14 protein-coding genes are annotated in these 14,741 nt (G+C 74.6%); 6 read left to right on the forward strand and 8 right to left on the reverse strand.

Features of this window, described 5'->3' with window-relative positions; all coding sequences use genetic code 11:
• Positions 1–26: 26 nt before the first annotated feature.
• Together EJK16_RS02920 and EJK16_RS02925 are read right to left on the reverse strand one after the other, a co-directional pair.
• Positions 27–1,763: a SulP family inorganic anion transporter gene (locus EJK16_RS02920; protein WP_127126169.1), complete on the reverse strand. Its 1,737-nt coding sequence runs from the start codon at positions 1,761–1,763 to the stop codon at positions 27–29.
• On the reverse strand, positions 1,760–2,173 hold the full coding sequence (locus tag EJK16_RS02925) for an ArsR/SmtB family transcription factor (RefSeq protein WP_370275901.1): 414 nt from the start codon (positions 2,171–2,173) through the stop codon (positions 1,760–1,762). The genes EJK16_RS02920 and EJK16_RS02925 overlap by 4 nt, the downstream gene beginning before the upstream one ends.
• Positions 2,174–2,313: 140 nt before the next feature.
• Between EJK16_RS02925 and EJK16_RS02930 the strand changes: the two genes are divergently transcribed.
• Positions 2,314–3,711 (forward strand): NAD(P)/FAD-dependent oxidoreductase, encoded by a 1,398-nt coding sequence (locus EJK16_RS02930; protein ID WP_127126171.1) that lies wholly within the window; start codon positions 2,314–2,316, stop codon positions 3,709–3,711.
• 3 nt (positions 3,712–3,714) lie between these two features.
• Here EJK16_RS02930 and EJK16_RS02935 read toward each other — a convergent pair whose 3' ends face one another.
• Entirely contained in the window at positions 3,715–5,022 is a 1,308-nt protein-coding gene (locus EJK16_RS02935) for an MFS transporter (RefSeq protein ID WP_127126173.1), read from the reverse strand.
• Between the two features lie 45 nt (positions 5,023–5,067).
• Positions 5,068–5,532, reverse strand: a complete 465-nt coding sequence (locus tag EJK16_RS02940) for a tRNA (cytidine(34)-2'-O)-methyltransferase (RefSeq protein WP_127126175.1) — start codon at positions 5,530–5,532, stop codon at positions 5,068–5,070.
• A gap of 151 nt (positions 5,533–5,683) precedes the next feature.
• Between EJK16_RS02940 and EJK16_RS02945 the strand changes: the two genes are divergently transcribed.
• On the forward strand, positions 5,684–5,956 hold the full coding sequence (locus EJK16_RS02945; RefSeq protein ID WP_127126177.1) for a hypothetical protein: 273 nt from the start codon (positions 5,684–5,686) through the stop codon (positions 5,954–5,956).
• 63 nt (positions 5,957–6,019) lie between these two features.
• Here EJK16_RS02945 and EJK16_RS02950 read toward each other — a convergent pair whose 3' ends face one another.
• Positions 6,020–6,526, reverse strand: a complete 507-nt coding sequence (locus tag EJK16_RS02950) for a nitroreductase/quinone reductase family protein (RefSeq protein ID WP_127126179.1) — start codon at positions 6,524–6,526, stop codon at positions 6,020–6,022.
• 7 nt (positions 6,527–6,533) lie between these two features.
• Positions 6,534–7,076 carry a ferritin gene (locus EJK16_RS02955; protein WP_127126180.1) on the reverse strand — a complete coding sequence of 181 codons (543 nt, stop codon included), beginning with the start codon at positions 7,074–7,076 and terminating at the stop codon, positions 6,534–6,536.
• Between the two features lie 355 nt (positions 7,077–7,431).
• On the opposite strand from EJK16_RS02955, the gene EJK16_RS02960 reads away from it, so the two are divergent.
• Together EJK16_RS02960 and EJK16_RS02965 are read left to right on the forward strand one after the other, a co-directional pair.
• Complete coding sequence (locus EJK16_RS02960) at positions 7,432–9,168, forward strand: FAD-dependent oxidoreductase (RefSeq protein WP_127126182.1); 1,737 nt, start codon at positions 7,432–7,434, stop codon at positions 9,166–9,168.
• Positions 9,165–10,391, forward strand: coding sequence for a cytochrome P450 (locus EJK16_RS02965; protein WP_127126184.1), 1,227 nt, complete (start codon positions 9,165–9,167; stop codon positions 10,389–10,391). The genes EJK16_RS02960 and EJK16_RS02965 overlap by 4 nt, the downstream gene beginning before the upstream one ends.
• Positions 10,392–10,466: 75 nt before the next feature.
• On the opposite strand, the gene EJK16_RS02970 is transcribed toward EJK16_RS02965, so the two are convergent.
• Both EJK16_RS02970 and EJK16_RS02975 read right to left on the reverse strand, forming a co-directional pair.
• Positions 10,467–11,114 (reverse strand): YbaK/EbsC family protein, encoded by a 648-nt coding sequence (locus tag EJK16_RS02970; RefSeq protein WP_127126186.1) that lies wholly within the window; start codon positions 11,112–11,114, stop codon positions 10,467–10,469.
• A 7-nt stretch (positions 11,115–11,121) separates the two neighbouring features.
• Positions 11,122–11,649 (reverse strand): YbhB/YbcL family Raf kinase inhibitor-like protein, encoded by a 528-nt coding sequence (locus EJK16_RS02975; RefSeq protein WP_127126188.1) that lies wholly within the window; start codon positions 11,647–11,649, stop codon positions 11,122–11,124.
• A 276-nt stretch (positions 11,650–11,925) separates the two neighbouring features.
• Between EJK16_RS02975 and EJK16_RS02980 the strand changes: the two genes are divergently transcribed.
• Entirely contained in the window at positions 11,926–13,053 is a 1,128-nt protein-coding gene (locus EJK16_RS02980) for a hypothetical protein (RefSeq protein ID WP_127126190.1), read from the forward strand.
• Between the two features lies 1 nt (position 13,054).
• Positions 13,055–14,701, forward strand: coding sequence for a DNA polymerase Y family protein (locus tag EJK16_RS02985; RefSeq protein ID WP_127126192.1), 1,647 nt, complete (start codon positions 13,055–13,057; stop codon positions 14,699–14,701).
• Positions 14,702–14,741 lie beyond the last annotated feature (40 nt).

Raw genomic sequence — 14,741 nt, forward strand, 5'->3', positions numbered from 1 at the left:
GCCACGCGCGGCCGGGCGCCGCGGGACTACCGGACGGGCCGGGCCGCGCACTCCAGCATCCACAGCTCGCCGAGCTCGTGACGCACGTGGTTGCGGGCGTGGGCAACGGCGGCCGGCAGGTCGCGGAAGTAGTGCTCCCGCGGCCCGAGGGCACGCAGGACCCCGACGGAGCCCGCCATCCTCAGCTGGTCGGCGTCGAGGCCCTTGAGGAGGACGGTGACGCTCCGGCGGCGCAGGTCCGTGACGATCTCCGCCAGGGCGTTGGCCCCCGAGGCATCCATCACGCGGACGTCGGTCAGCGCGAGGATGACCACGTGGACGTCCTTGGCGGCGGTCGTCTCGTCGAGGAACTGTTTAGTCCCGCCGAAGAACATGGCGCCGTGGAAGCGGTAGATCACGATGTGCTCGTGCAGGAGCAGGTCCGGCTCCGCGGAGCCCAGGTCGAGCGGCACGCGCTCGTGGTCGAGCCCGGAGACCCGCGCCATGGCGCGCAGCGCGAGGAAGGCGGCCACCGCCACGCCCGCCTGGACCGCGACGACGAGGTCGAACACGAGCGTCACGGCCACCGTCACCAGATAGACGGCGGCGTCGGACCGGGTGGCCCGCAGGATGGACCGTGCGGTCGACAGGTCCATCATGCGCAGGGCGGTGACGATGAGCACGCCCGCCAGCGCCGACATCGGGATGAGGGCGACGACCGGCGTCGCGACGAGCACCACGAGGAGGATGACGACCGCGTGGCTGGCCGCGGCCAGGCGCGTGCGCGCGCCGGCCCGGACGTTCACCGCGGTCCGCGCGATCGCCCCGGTCGCCGGCATGCCGCCGAACATCCCGCTCGCCACGTTCGCCAGCCCCTGACCGACGAGCTCCCGGTTCGCGTGGGTGGGAGGCACCCCCTCGACCAGGCCGTCGGCGACCCGGGCCGAGAGCAGGCTCTCGAGGGCCGCCAGCGCGGCGATGGCCAGGGCCGAGGGGAACATCGCGGCCATGGCCGAGCTGTCCCACGCCGGCAAACCGGGGGAGGGCAGGGCCGCCGGGAGCGCACCGATCCGGGCGACGTCGAGGCCGGCGCCCTCGACGACGACCGTCGCCACGACGACGGCGATCAGCGAGCCCGGCAGGGACCGGCGGACCCGGGCGAGCAGGAGCATGCCGACGATGACGGCGACGGTGATGGCCAGCGGCGTCACGGCACGGGACCAGTCGGCCGCGGCAAGTGTGCGCGCCGCCACGACCGCGGCGTTCTCGCCCTCGGCCTTGGGGGTGTCCAGGGCGAGGGGCACCTGCTGGAGGAAGATGATCAGCCCGATGCCCAGCGTGAAGCCCTCGACCACCGGCCAGGGGATCACCGAGACCAGCCTGCCCATGCCCACCAGCCCCATGACGATGATGAGCAGCCCGGCGAGGATCGACAGGGCGAAGACGGACTCGACGCCGTAGCGTGCGACGACGGGGACGAGCACGACCGTCATCGCACCGGTCGGGCCGGACACCTGCAGGTGGGACCCGCCGAAGACGGCGGCGACGAACCCGGCGACGACCGCCGTGACGAGCCCGGCGCCGGCCCCGACGCCGGAGGCCACGCCGAATCCCAGCGCGAGCGGGAGCGCGACGATGCCGACGGTGACGCCGGCCACGAGGTCTCGGCGCCACGACCTGGGCAGGTCGGCGTAGTCCGAGCGGCGCGGCAGGGAGAGGTAGGCGAGCCGGCGGCCGGCGCCGCGCCAGGTCGGTCGCGGCTGCAGCGCCGGGATGGCGCTCATCGGGCGGTGGTCGCGTCGTCGGCCGTGGCCGGCGTCGTGCCGGTGTCCGGCGTCGCGCGGGTGACCGCGCCGTCGGCGAGTCCGGCCAGGGCGCCGGCCGCGTGCCCGAGGCGGTGGACGAGGAAGCCGCGGGCGGCGCCGAGCATCTGCGCCACCGAGGGGTCGGCCAGCGTGTAGGTCACCGTGTTGCCGCGCCGCACCTTCGTGACCGTGCCCGCGCGGCGCAGGACCGCGAGGTGCTGGGACAGGTGCGAGGCCTCGATGCCGATGTCGGCGAGGAGCTCGCTCACCGCCCGGTCGCGCTCGCTGAGCAGCTCCAGCGTGCGGATACGCACCGGGTGGGCGAGGGACTTGAACAGCTCCGCCTTGATCTCGTAGAGGGGCGTCTCGATGGATGCGGGCTCGGGCACGGCGTGGTCCGGTCTCTGTGCGAGTAGTGGTTTGATGACTCTATCAAGTCACTAAGTCGCTTGGGCGGGTCGTTGCTTCTGCCGGGTCGGGCGCGCAGGGTTGCCTCGGCACGTGTCGTGCCCGCGAGGAGGAGCTGAGCATGAACGAGATCGAGGACGTCGACCTGCTGGTGATCGGCGGCGGCAAGGCCGGGAAGTCCCTGGCGATGGACCGCGCCAAGGCCGGCTGGACGGTCGCGATGGTGGAGCGCGACAAGGTCGGTGGGACCTGCATCAACGTCGCCTGCATCCCCACGAAGGCGCTCGTCGCCTCCGCCCGGACGCTCCTCGACGCTCGCCGCGCCGCCGAGATGGGGATTGACATCGACTGCGAGCCGGCCGTCGACCTGGAGAAGCTTCGCGCGCACAAGGAGGGCGTCGTGGGCGGCATGGTCAGCGCGCACCGGACGATGTTCCACGACTCCGGCATGGACTTCATCATGGGCACGGCCCGCTTCGTCGGGCAGCGCACCGTCGAGGTCGCCGTGAACGACGGCGGCACCCGGGTGCTGCGCGGCAGGGACGTCCTCGTCAACACCGGGACGACGCCGGCGACGCCGGACCTGCCCGGCCTCGCCGAGGCGGACGCGTGGGACTCCGAGAGCATCCTGCGGCTGGAGAGCCTGCCCGAGTCGATCGTCGTCCTCGGGGGCGGCTACGTGGGGTGCGAGTTCGCCTCCATGCTCGCGGTCTTCGGCAGCCGCGTGACTCTGCTGCAGGGCCGCGACCAGGTGCTGCCCCGGGAGGACCGGGACGTCGCCGCGGCCGTCGCCGACGTGCTCACGGCCCAGGGCGTCGACGTCCGGCTCGGCGTGCGGGCGACGGCGGTGCGCCGGGAGGGCGGCCACCGCGACGTCGTCGTCACCCTGGACGACGGCACCCAGGTACGCGCCGAGGACCTGCTGGTGGCGACCGGCCGCACCCCGGTCACCGCGGACCTGGACCTCGCGGCCACCGGCGTCGAGCTCGACGAGCGCGGCTTCGTGCGCGTCGACGACCACCTGCGCACCAGCGCCGACCACGTCTGGGCCGCGGGCGACGTCGCCGGGAGCCCGCAGTTCACCCACGCCTCCTGGAACGACTTCCGGGTCCTGAAGAAGATCCTGACCGGCGGGGACGCCTCCACCGCGGGCCGGCTCGTGCCCTACACCGTCTTCGTCACCCCGGAGCTCGCGCGCGTGGGCCTGACGGAGACGCAGGCCCGCGAGCAGGGCTTCGAGGTCACGGTCGCCCGCCTCGCCGTCGCGGCGATCCCGCGCGCCAAGACGCTGCGCGAGACGACCGGGCACTGGAAGGCCGTCATCGACGCGCGCACGGACGAGATCCTCGGCGTCGCGCTCCTGGGCCACGAGTCGGGCGAGGTCGTCGCCGCGGTCCAGATGGCCATGCTCGGCAATCTGACTTACCACCAGGTCCGGGACGCCGCCATCACCCACCCGACCATGGGGGAGGGGCTCAACCTGCTCTTCGACACCGTGGCGGAGCAGCTGCCCGGCTGACGGTCACTCCTCCGCCGCCCGCTCGCCCGCCGCCGGCTCCCCCGGCCCGGGCTCGCCCGCCGGCTCCCCCGGCCGCGCGGCCACCTGGACGTCCGCGGGCGCGTTCTGCCGCCTGGACAGGGCGAGGAACGGCAGCGCGAGGAGGGAGATGCCCGCGCCGACGACGTAGGAGGGCCCGTAGCCCCACACGTCGGCGGCGCGGCCCAGCACCGGCTGCGCCCAGACCCCGCCGCCGGAGTTCACGAGGGAGTCGAACGAGAGGATGGTCGCGCGCTGCTGCGAGGGGATCAGGCCGTTGATGTAGGCCTGGCGGATCGGCAGGGCCGCCGCGTACAGCAGCGACCAGACGACGATGAGCGCGATGACCGCCCAAAAGTGCTCGATCGCCCCGATCAGCACGAGCGCCGTCGCGCTGACGGCCGCCGCCGCGATCAGCGCCGACGTCCGCCGGCGGAACAGCCGGCGGATCCACGGCGCCGACATGCCGCCGAGCATCTGGGCGCCGGCGACGATGGCCGCCACGAGGCCGGCGACCTGGTAGGCGTGCGGGTCGCCGTAGAGCTCGAGCAGGTACGGCTGGAGGGCGTAGAAGACGTAGATCCCGACGCCGCCGGTGAAGAAGGCCTCGACCATGAGCCACTTGACCGCGGGCACGCGCCACCCGTTGTCGACCGACTCGCGGACGATCCTGCGGACCTCGGCCGCCGGCCGCGCGCCCTTGCGCGGCGTGAAGCCGATGTCCTGCATGAGCCGGAAGGCCAGGGCGAACATCACGAGCAGGATGGCCCCGCGGACCACGAACGGCACCCCGAGGTTGGTGTGCTGGGCGATGACGCCGCCCGCCACCGAGCCGACGAGCATCGCCGCCCCGGACACGACCTGGCCGCGTCCGAACACCGGCTCCATCTCGCCCGTGTAGCCGGTCGCGGTCAGGGCATCGACCAGCCACGCCTCGACGGCGCCGGAGAAGAAGGTGAACCCCAGGCCGATCAGGACCGACGCGACCGCCCAGAGCCAGAACGGCGCGTGGGTGTACCAGAGCAGCACGTAGAACAGGGTCGTCAGGCTCAGCGTGACGGTGCCGAGCAGGTAGGAGTAGCGGCGCCCGACGGTGTCGGCGACGACGCCGGTCGGGACCTCGAAGAGGACCATCCCGAGGGTGTAGAAGGCGTTCGCCGAGAACGCCTCGAGGTTGGTCAGCCCCGCGTCGAGCAGGAAGATCGTGTTGATGCCCCAGATCAGCGACGCGGCCAGGGTGTTGCCTAGCATGAGCACCAGATAGACCCGCACGATCGAACGGGGCGTTCGCATGGTCTACAACCTACAGCGGGGCCGTTCGGCCCGGCCGGGTGCTTCTCAGACGCCGCGGGCGTACCCGTGCTGGCGCCAGGCCTCGTAGACGCCGACCGCCGCCGAGTTCGACAGGTTGAGCGACCGGACGCCGGGGATCATCGGGATCCGCACGCAGTCGGTCATCCGGGGGTCGGCGAGGACCTCCGCCGGGAGGCCGGTCGGCTCGGGCCCGAAGAGCAGGGCGTCGCCCGGCGCGTAGGCGACGTCGGCGAAGCTGCGGCTGGCATGGCCGGTGAAGGCGTACACCCGCCCCGGCGCGACGGCGGCCAGCGCGGCGTCGAGGTCGGCGTGGACGACGACGTGGGCCAGGTCGTGGTAGTCCAGGCCGGCCCGGCGCAGCTGCGCGTCGGACAGGTCGAAGCCGAGCGGCTCGACCAGGTGCAGCGTGGCGCCGGTGCACGCCACCATGCGGATGGCGTTGCCGGTGTTCGGGGGGATGCGGGGCTCGTAGAAGATGACGTGGAACACGAGGGTCGATGATCCCACGGGCCGCGTCGGCCCACGGGAACAGCGCGCGGAGCGCGCGGCGTTGCGCGCACGGACGAGGCGTACCCTGACCGGCATCCGCGTCGAGTCGCGGCGCGGGGGGAGTGCCAACGCGGCGGACGGGAGTACCGACATGATCCTGGCAACGACGAAGGTCGAGGACGTGGACCGCTTCCTGAGGATCTTCTCGACCAAGGGCGCCGAGAAGCGACGGCAGCACGGCTCCAAGGGGGCGACCGTCTTCCGTGATCCCGCCGATGAGACCAGGGTCTGGGTGCTCTTCAGCTGGGACGCGGACGGCTGGCAGAACTTCGTCTCGGACCCGGGCGTCCCGGCGATCCTGCAGGAGGCCGGGCACATCGGCACGCCACAGTCGGCGCAGCTCGTCGCTGAGTACGACGCCTGATCGGCCGATACGCCGGCGCGAAACCACCAGACGGTCTTCTCCGCCGTCGACCACGGCTGCGCCCTAGCTGACGCGCGTGATGCGGAAGACCGGGAAGCGCGTCGCGATCTCCTCGAACTGGCTCAGTGGCGCGTGCCGGTCGACCGGGATGTGCGCCCGGGCTCCCGGCGCGAGCGCCAGGTAACGCTTGAGGATCGGCGCCCGGACGCCCGGATCGACCTCCTCGAGGACGACGTCCTCCCGGTGGCCGTGCCGCAGGACCGCGCGGCCACCGGCGGCGCGGACGTTGCGCACCCAGTTCGTGCCCTCACCCAGCATCGAGACGAGATAGCGCTCGCCGTCGTGCCTGGTCAGGACGAGCGGGAACGCGACCCGCCGGCCGGTGCGCCGGCCGACCACCTCCAGGGTCACCCCGCGGCCCATCGTCAGGAGCCCCGCGGAGTACTGGGCCGCCGCGAGCCGGTTGAGCACCTTCGCGACCAGGCTCGGGCGTCCGCCGCGGTACAGCCACCGGTCCAGCCGGTGCCACCACTGGCCCCTCCGGCCCGGCCCGTCACGCCCGCGGGGCATGCCGGGCCTACACCACCCCGCCCGCGGCCGACGGCGCGCCGGGCGAGACGCCCTGGTCGCCGATCTGCTCCCGGGCGACGTAGTTCTCCAGGTCGAACAGGTTCGCGCCCGCGCGTTCGGCCACCGTGAGCAGCGTCGTCGCCGCAGCCACCTCCTCGACCTGCTCCTGGAGGAACCAGAGCATGAACTGCTCGCCGAGGGCGTCGTTCTCTGCCCGGGCCGCGCGGAAGATCGCCTCGATCTGGGCGGTGACCTGCTGCTCCTGCCGCAACGCCAGACCCAGCGGCTCGGTGACGCCCGCGAAGTCGTTCCGCACCGGCGAGCCCGCGGGGATCTGGACCTCGAGGCTCCGGTCGATCATGTACTGGACGATCATCATCGCGTGGTTCCGCTCCTCCAGGGCCTGGCGGTAGTAGTGCCGCGCGAGCTGGGGGAGGTCGTGGGTGTCGAACCACACCGCGATCGCGATGTATTGCTGGTGGGCGTCGAACTCGTGGCCCACCTGCTCGTGGAGCAGGCGGAGGAACTCGGACGTCGTCGTCTCGGTCATGGTGGCCACGCTAGCGCCGGGGGCCGGTCGACGGCTACGGCCGCCCCGGGACGGCTGTCCTGGGCCGGGGCGCGGTTGCCCGTCCGGGGCCGCCGGCAGCGCTGGCGAGCCCGCCGCGATGATCAGTCGCTGGCTGACGGCGAGCGTGGTGGCGGGCACGCTCGGCGACTATCGTCGATGAGGTGGCCGCGCCGGCGTCGGCGTCGGTGACGTGGGCGTCCGCGCACGGTCAGCCTTCCTTCAGCCTGCCGGTCTTTCCTGGGGCCACTGATGGGCGAACGAAGGTGGGCGGCGGAGCGCCTCCTGTTCCGAGGAGTGAGGGCGCCGCGCGTCGGCGCCGCTGCTGGAGGCTTAGATGCGCCTAGTCGTCGACATGACCCGATGCCAGAGCTACGCCCAGTGCTGCTTCCTTGCGCCTGACACGTTCACGCTGCGGGGCCAGGAGGCCCTCGTCTACGACTCGTGCCCCGATGACGCGCAGCGGGACAAGATCCTGCAGGCCGCTGCCGCGTGCCCGGTCCAGGCAATCCTCGTCGAGCGCCTCGAGCGCCTCGAGAACCGCCCGGCGCCGCCCCCGCCGGAGGAGCCGGGGGGCGCTCTCGCGTCCCCGGCCACTCGGGCACCTCGCGCCGTCGCGGGACCCGAAGATTCCCCCCGCGCCGACGGCCGCATCGTCATCGTGGGCGCCTCCCTCGCCGGGCTGCGGGCCGCGGAGGCGGTCCGCCGGGAGGGGTTCGCCGGCCGGCTCACGCTGATCGGTGACGAGGCGGCCGAGCCCTACGACCGCCCGCCCCTCTCGAAGGAGGTGCTGGAGGGCTTGATGCCCGTCGAGCACACGGCCCTGCCTCGCCTCGAGGCGCTGGACGCCGAGTGGAAGCTCGGGGCGGCGGCCACGGGCCTGGACCTGGCCGGCAAACGGGTGCGGCTGGCCGACGGTGAGGAGGTGGGCTTCGACCGGGTGCTGATCACCACCGGCACCCGCGCCCGCCCCTGGCCCGACCGGGCCGAGGCGCGCCTGGACGGGGTGCTCACCCTGCGCACGCGTGAGGACGCCGGACGGCTCCGGGAGCGGCTCGCGGCGAGGCCCGGGCGCGTCCTGGTCATCGGCGGGGGGTTCACCGGCTCGGAGGTCGCCTCCGCCTGCCGTGAGCTCGACGTGCCCGTGACGGTGGTCCAGCGGGGACCGGCGCCGCTCTTCGCGGCGCTCGGCGGCGTCGTAGGGCGCGTGGCCGGCCAGATCCAGCGCGAGCACGGCGTCCACCTCCGCACCGGCGTCACGGTGACGGCGCTGGAGGGGGATCCCGGCGGACGGCTGCGCCGGGCCCGGCTGTCCGACGGCGGCGTCGTCGACGCCGACGTCGCGGTGGTGGCGCTCGGCGCCCTCCGCAACGTGGAGTGGCTACGCGGCTCCGGCCTGGCCGCCGGCGAGTGGGGGGTGGCGTGCGACGCGGGATGCCGCGCCTTCGACCTCAACGGCCTCGTGACCGACGACGTCTTCGTCGCCGGGGACGTGGCCCGGTTCCCTCACCCGATGTTCGGGTTCGAGTTCCTCGCGCTCGAGCACTGGGGCAACGCCGTCGCGCAGGCGGAGATCGCCGCGCACAACATGGTCAGCGGCCAGGCGCGTCGCTGGCCGCACCTCTCGGTGCCGATCTTCTGGTCCATCCAGTTCGGGCACCTGATCAAGTCGGCCGGCGTCTCCGCCCTCGCCGACGAGGTGGTGCTGACGCAGGGCTCGGTCGAGGACCGGTCGTTCGTCGCCGCCTACGGCCACCGCGGCCGCATCGTCGCCGCCGTCACGGTCAACCAGTCGAAGTGGCTGGAGTACTACCAGAGGCTCATCGCCGACGGCGCGCCCTTCCCGCCCCACGACGCGGCCGACAAGCCGGACGGCATGCGGCCGGTGCCCGCGGCGATGCCCGCCGCGGTCGTGCCGTGGCGGGCCACCGAGGACGCCACCCTCGCCGTGACCGGTCACCAGCCCAGCGAGTGGCAGGCGGTGTGGCGCCCGCGCACCCCCGCGGCGCCGGGACCGCGAGCCGTCGCGGCACCGGAGCCGGAAGCCGTCGAGGCCCAGGAGAGGCAGTCATGACCGAGACCGACCTGCTGCAGCAGATGCTCGACTACGCCAACCGCGCCAACCCGTACCCGCTCTACGACGAGCTGCGGACGACGCCGGTGCGCCGTCAGGAGGACGGCTCCTATCTCGTCGGCACCTACCGGGAGATCGTCCAGCTGCTCCACGACCCGCGGCTGAGCTCCGACGTCCGGAACCGGCCCGACCCCGGCCCCGCCCGCGAGGAGGAGGGCGACGGCCTGCCGCTCAGCTTCATCCTGCTCGACCCTCCGCAGCACGACGTGCTCCGTCGGCTGGCGATGCGGCAGTTCGGGCCGCCGCACAGGCCCGCCTTCCTCGACGGGCTGCGGTCGGACATGGCCCGGATCGTCCGGGACCGCATCGACGGCTTCGCCGGCCGGCAGGAGGTCGACATCGTCGACGAGCTCGCCTACCCCTTCCCGGTCACCGTGATCTGCGACGTGCTCGGCGTGCCGCAGGAGGACGAGCCGCTCTTCCACGAGTGGGCCGAGGGCATCATCCAGCCCGGCGAGGCGACCGGCCCGGACGACCTCGAGGAGCGGCGGCAGCGGGCCGAGCAGGCGATCTCCGAGGCCCGCGACTACTTCGCCGAGCTGGCGGAGGCGCGCCGCCGGGAACCGCGCGACGACATGCTCTCCGGGCTGGTGACCGACGACGGGCCCGAGGGGCGGATGTCCCAGGACGAGGTGCTGAGCACCGCCGTCCTCCTGCTCGTCGCCGGGCACGAGACGACCGTGAACATGATCGCCAACGGCACCCTCACGCTCCTGCGCCACCCGGAGGTGGTGGAGCGGCTGCGCCGGGAGCCGGAGCTGATCTCACGGGTCTTCGAGGAGCTGATCCGGTTCGACACGCCAGTGCAGTTCGTGCCCTTCCGCACGACCGTCGCCGACGTCGAGGTCGCCGGGACGACCATCCCGAAGGGCGCCGCGGTCACCCTGGTGCTCGGCTCCGGCAACCGCGATCCCGGCTACTTCACCGTCCCCGACCGCTTCGACCCGGACCGCGCGGAGGTCCAGCACCTCGGCTTCGGCGGCGGCATCCACTACTGCTTCGGCGCCCCGCTCGCCCGGATGGAGACCCAGGTCGCGCTCAGCGAGCTGTTCCGGCGGCTGGAGAACCCGCGGCTGGTCAATGACCCGCCGCCGTACCGGCGCAACGCCTTCCTGCGCGGCCCACGGCACCTGCGGGTGGCCTTCGACGGCGTCCGGACGTGAGGCGCCGGGCGACGCCGGTCGACGCCAACGCCCACGGGCGCGGCCCGGCGGGTGCGACGGCGGTGAGCACGCGGGTCAGCCCACGGGCTGCCCGAGGCCCTCGACCACCTGGGCGCCCGGCAGGGCGGCGAGCACCTCGCCGGGCACCAGGAGCTTGGACCGGCGGACGCCCGAGCCGATGATCGCGTGCCCGGTGGCCACGCGGCTGTCGACCAGCAGGCGCCACCCGGCCGGCAGGCCCACGGGCGTGATGCCGCCGTACTCCATCCCCGAGGCGGCCACCGCCTGCTCCATGGGCCAGAACGAGGCCTTGCGCACGTCCAGGATCCGGCGCACCGCGGTATTGACGTCCGTGCGGGTGGTCGCCCGCACCACGCAGGCCGCCACGCGTTCCTCGCCCGCGCGCCTGCCCGCCACCAGCACGCAGTTGGCGGAGGCCTCCGGCGGCAGCTCGTAGGCCTCGGTCATGGCGGCCGTGTCGGCCAGGTCGGGATCGATCTCGGCCACCAGCACCTGCGAGGCGGCGTCGGGGTCGCGGAGGGCGAGGTCGGCGACGGCGTCGCGCACCGGCTCCGCCAGCAGGTCTGGGCGGTCCAGGGCCGGCTCCCACACGAGGGTGCCGAGGGCGACGGCGTCCGTCTCGCCGAGCACCGCCGTCGGCTCGGTCGCCACCTCCTCCGCGAGGGAGCGGGCCGGGGGCGTGGCGGGGGTCTGCTCGGTCATGCCGCGCTCAGCTCTGGAACGTGGCCACCAGGACGGCCCGGGCCAGGGTGTGGCCGCGGGTCCGCATCGCGGCCTTGGCCAAGGAGTCGTCCTCCTCCAGCTCGAGCGTCTCGGTGTCCAGCGCGTGCACCACGAAGTAGTAGCGGTGCGCCCGGTCCCCGCGGGGCGGCGCCGCGCCGGTGTAGGCGTGCTCGCCGTCGTCGTTGCGCAGGTGGAGGCCCGCGCCCGGCAGCATGAGGTCGGACTGGCCGGCGCCCTGCTCCAGCTCGGTGAGGTCCGCGCTCAGGTCGACGACCGTCCAGTGCCACCAGCCCGACGGCGTGGGCGCGTCCGGGTCGAAGCACGTGACCACGAAGCCGCGCGTCGTCTCGGGGAAGCCCGACCACGACAGCTGCGGGGAGACGTTCCCGCCGCTGGCGCTGTGCGTCGCGCGCATCGGCTTGCCGTCCGTGATGTCGCTGGACGCCAGCGTGAAGGAGGGGACGGCGGGAAGCTTCTCGTACGGGTCCTGGGCGAGCGGGCGGTCAAGGTTCACTTCAGTCCTCCGATGAGCGGCGACGGTAAGGGCCGACGGACGGCGTCGTCCCTGGTGACAAACCTATGCCACGCCTGCGGTGCGCGCCGCCACGCCGGCGGTGGGCGCCGCTGCCTCCGCCGCCTCTGCCGCCGCCGCGGTCCCCGCCGTACACGCGCCGAGGTGTCGCTCGGTTGACAAGTTGGGACGGCGGAAGAAGACTAGAAAGAAATATCGAACGCCTGTTCGACAGGGTGCTCTTCAGGGCACCGCAAACGCCGGCGAAGGAGGGGGAGCGTGCTCACCGCCTTCCACGACGAGGTTCTCGATGACGACCTCCACGCACACCCCCATGACGCCGGTGCCCGGCCCTCCGAGCCCGTCGCGGTCCGGGCTCCGGCCGGGGGAACCCGTCCGCCCGGCCGGGCCCTCGACCCGCAGGCGCGACTCGCCGCGGCGCGTGCGGCGCTGGTCAAGGCGGAGCTCGCGGCGGGCCTGCGCACCCACCTCGCCGGCCCGACGTCGACAGGCTCGGTGACGGGTAGAACAGGCGCAGCGGTGACGGCCGGCGCGGCGACGGCCGGCGCGGCGACGGTCCCGGGGACGACGGTCCCGGTGTCGGGAGCGATGACTGCCGCGGAGCCGCGCCTGGCCACCAGCCCGCTTCTGGTAGTCGTCCCGGGTACCGGAGGCGATGCGGTGACCGCCCTCGCGGGCGCCGCGGACGGTGCCACGGATCCGGATCGGGGCGTCGGCCAGGGCGCCGACCAGTTCCTCCCGGTGCCCGACGTCCTCGTCCCGCTCTTCCCAGGTGGGGGCCTGGCCCGCGGCAGCGTGGTCCAGGTGGCCGGTTCCACCTCGCTGCTCCTCGGCCTGGCTGCGGCGGCGAGCGTGGACGGGGCGTGGTGCGCGCTCGTGGCCATGCCCGACGTCGGTTGGCGCGCGGCCGCCGGGGCGGGACTGGCCCTGGACCGTGTGGCGGTGGTGCCGCGGCCCGGTCCGGGCGCCGCCGGGGTGGTCGGGGCCCTGGTCGACGGGTACGACGTGCTCGTGGTCGGCCGGTGCCCCGCCCTGGGCGAGCGGGACCGGCGACAGCTCGGTGCCCGGTTGCGGACCCGGGGCGCCGTGCTCCTGAGCACGCACCCGTGGCCCGGCGCCCAGCTCGTGCTGCGCGCGACGCAGCCGGTCTGGGACGGGCTCGGCCAGGGGTGGGGACGCCTGATGGAGCAGCAGCTGACGGTGCTGGCCACCGGACGCGGCGGCGCCAGCCGGGTGCGAGAGGTCCGGGTCCAGATGGGGCCGGACGGGATGCGCGCGCCTCAGGAGACCGTGCACCAGAAGGCCGGGCACCGGGAGACCGGGCACCGCGAGGCCGGGCACGGGGAGGCCGCCGGGCCCACCGCGCCGCTGCTGCGGGTGGTGTGACGTGGCCCGGCAGGAACCGGGGCAGGCGGCGCGACGAGGGGTGCTGTGGGTCCCGGACTGGCCCGTGGCCGCCGCCGTCGCCGAGGGCCTGGCCGACCCCCAGGTCCCGGTCGCGGTGCACGACGGGCGTGGCGTCGTCGTCGCCTCCGCCCCGGCCCGCGCGGCCGGCGTGCGCCGCGGCATGCGCCGGCGCAGCGCCCAGCAGCTCTGCCCCGAGCTGGTGCTGCTGGGCGTCGACCCGGTGCGGGACGCCCGGGCGTTCGAGCCACTCGTGCAGGCCGTGGAGACGGTCGTCGCCGACGTCCTGGTGGTCCGCCCCGGCATGGTGGTGTTCCTCGCCCGCGGCCCGGTGCGTCACGTGGGCTCCGAGGACGCGCTGGCCGAGCTGCTCGTGGGCACGGTCGCCACCGAGACCGGCGCCGAGTGCCAGGTGGGCATCGGTGACGGGCTGCTGACCGCCATGCTCGCCGCGCGTGCCGGGGTGCTCGTGCCCGCCGGGCCCGGCGCCACCACGACCTTCCTCGCCGGCCAGGATGTCGCCGCGCTCACGCTGGCGGCCAGCACCCGCCAGGCGGGCGTCGAGACGGCCGAGCTCGTGGACCTGCTGCGCCGGCTGGGCCTGCGCACCCTGGGAGCCTTCGCGCGGCTGGAGACGGGGGACGTCGCCGCCCGCCTCGGCACGCGGGGGCTCGCCGCCCACAGCCTGGCCCGGGGGCTGGACATGCGCCCCCCGGTCGCGCGCCGGCCCGAGGACGACGTCGTCGCCGCCACCGAGCTCGACCCGCCCGCCGAGCGCGCCGACGTCGCGGCCTTCGCGGCCCGCGCGTTGGCCGAGCAGCTCTCCGAGCGCATGCTCCGGCGCGGGGTGGTCTGCGCGCGCCTGCAGGTGACGGCCCGCACCGAGGACGGCAACGAGCTGGCGCGGACCTGGAGCATCGACGGGGCGCCCACCGCCGCCGAGCTGACCGACCGGGTGCGCTGGCAGCTCGAGGGCTGGTTGTCCGGGCGCAGCGGCCGGCCGCCGTCGGCCCCGCTGACCCACCTCGAGCTGACCGCGCAGGAGGTCGGCCCCGCCGGCGCGGTGCAGGACGGCCTGTGGGGGCACTCCCGGCGCGGGCAGGTCCAGGCCGAGCGGGCCGCCCTGCGCGTGCAGGGCCTGCTCGGCGCGGAGGGGGTGCTCGTCCCTGTGCTCCAGGGTGGCCGGAACCCGCGCGCGGCCGCGCGGCTCGTGGCCTGGGGGGACGAGCCGGCGCCGCTGCGCCGCACGGACGCCCCCTGGCCCGGCCGGGTGCCGCCCCCGTGGCCGGCCACCGTGCCCACCGAGCCGCTGCCGATCCTGCTCCTGGACGCCGCGGGCGCCACCGTGCGGGTGGACGCCCGGGGGACGGCCAGCGCCGCCCCGGCCCGCGTCGTCGTGCCCGCGCCCGAGCCCCTGCCCGGGGCGGCGGAGCGGCCGGCCGCGCCGGCGCCGGTGGACCCGGGGGAGTACCCGCTGCTCGCCTGGGCCGGCCCGTGGCCGGCGACGGAGCGCTGGTGGGCGGCGGAGGCGAGCCGCCGCGCCTACGTCCAGGTGGTCCCGGACGGCGCGCCCGCGCTGCTCCTCGCCGTCGAGCGCGGGGCCTGGCGGGTGGAGGGGGTCTACGACTAGGCGGGCAGGCCACCCGCGGGCGCGAGCGGTGCGTCCGCAT

The sequence above is a fragment of the Georgenia sp. SYP-B2076 genome, from assembly GCF_003991205.1.
Classification (GTDB): domain Bacteria; phylum Actinomycetota; class Actinomycetes; order Actinomycetales; family Actinomycetaceae; genus Georgenia.

What these genes read in the sequence shown, in the direction of transcription:
- EJK16_RS02930 (WP_127126171.1), top strand. Translation starts at nt 2,314, where the DNA reads ATGAACGAGATCGAGGACGTCGACCTGCTGGTGATCGGCGGCGGCAAG.
- EJK16_RS02970 (WP_127126186.1), bottom strand. Translation starts at nt 11,114, where the DNA reads ATGACCGAGCAGACCCCCGCCACGCCCCCGGCCCGCTCCCTCGCGGAG.
- EJK16_RS02965 (WP_127126184.1), top strand. Translation starts at nt 9,165, where the DNA reads ATGACCGAGACCGACCTGCTGCAGCAGATGCTCGACTACGCCAACCGC.
- EJK16_RS02955 (WP_127126180.1), bottom strand. Translation starts at nt 7,076, where the DNA reads ATGACCGAGACGACGACGTCCGAGTTCCTCCGCCTGCTCCACGAGCAG.
- EJK16_RS02945 (WP_127126177.1), top strand. Translation starts at nt 5,684, where the DNA reads ATGATCCTGGCAACGACGAAGGTCGAGGACGTGGACCGCTTCCTGAGG.
- EJK16_RS02920 (WP_127126169.1), bottom strand. Translation starts at nt 1,763, where the DNA reads ATGAGCGCCATCCCGGCGCTGCAGCCGCGACCGACCTGGCGCGGCGCC.
- EJK16_RS02950 (WP_127126179.1), bottom strand. Translation starts at nt 6,526, where the DNA reads ATGCCCCGCGGGCGTGACGGGCCGGGCCGGAGGGGCCAGTGGTGGCAC.
- EJK16_RS02960 (WP_127126182.1), top strand. Translation starts at nt 7,432, where the DNA reads ATGCGCCTAGTCGTCGACATGACCCGATGCCAGAGCTACGCCCAGTGC.
- EJK16_RS02935 (WP_127126173.1), bottom strand. Translation starts at nt 5,022, where the DNA reads ATGCGAACGCCCCGTTCGATCGTGCGGGTCTATCTGGTGCTCATGCTA.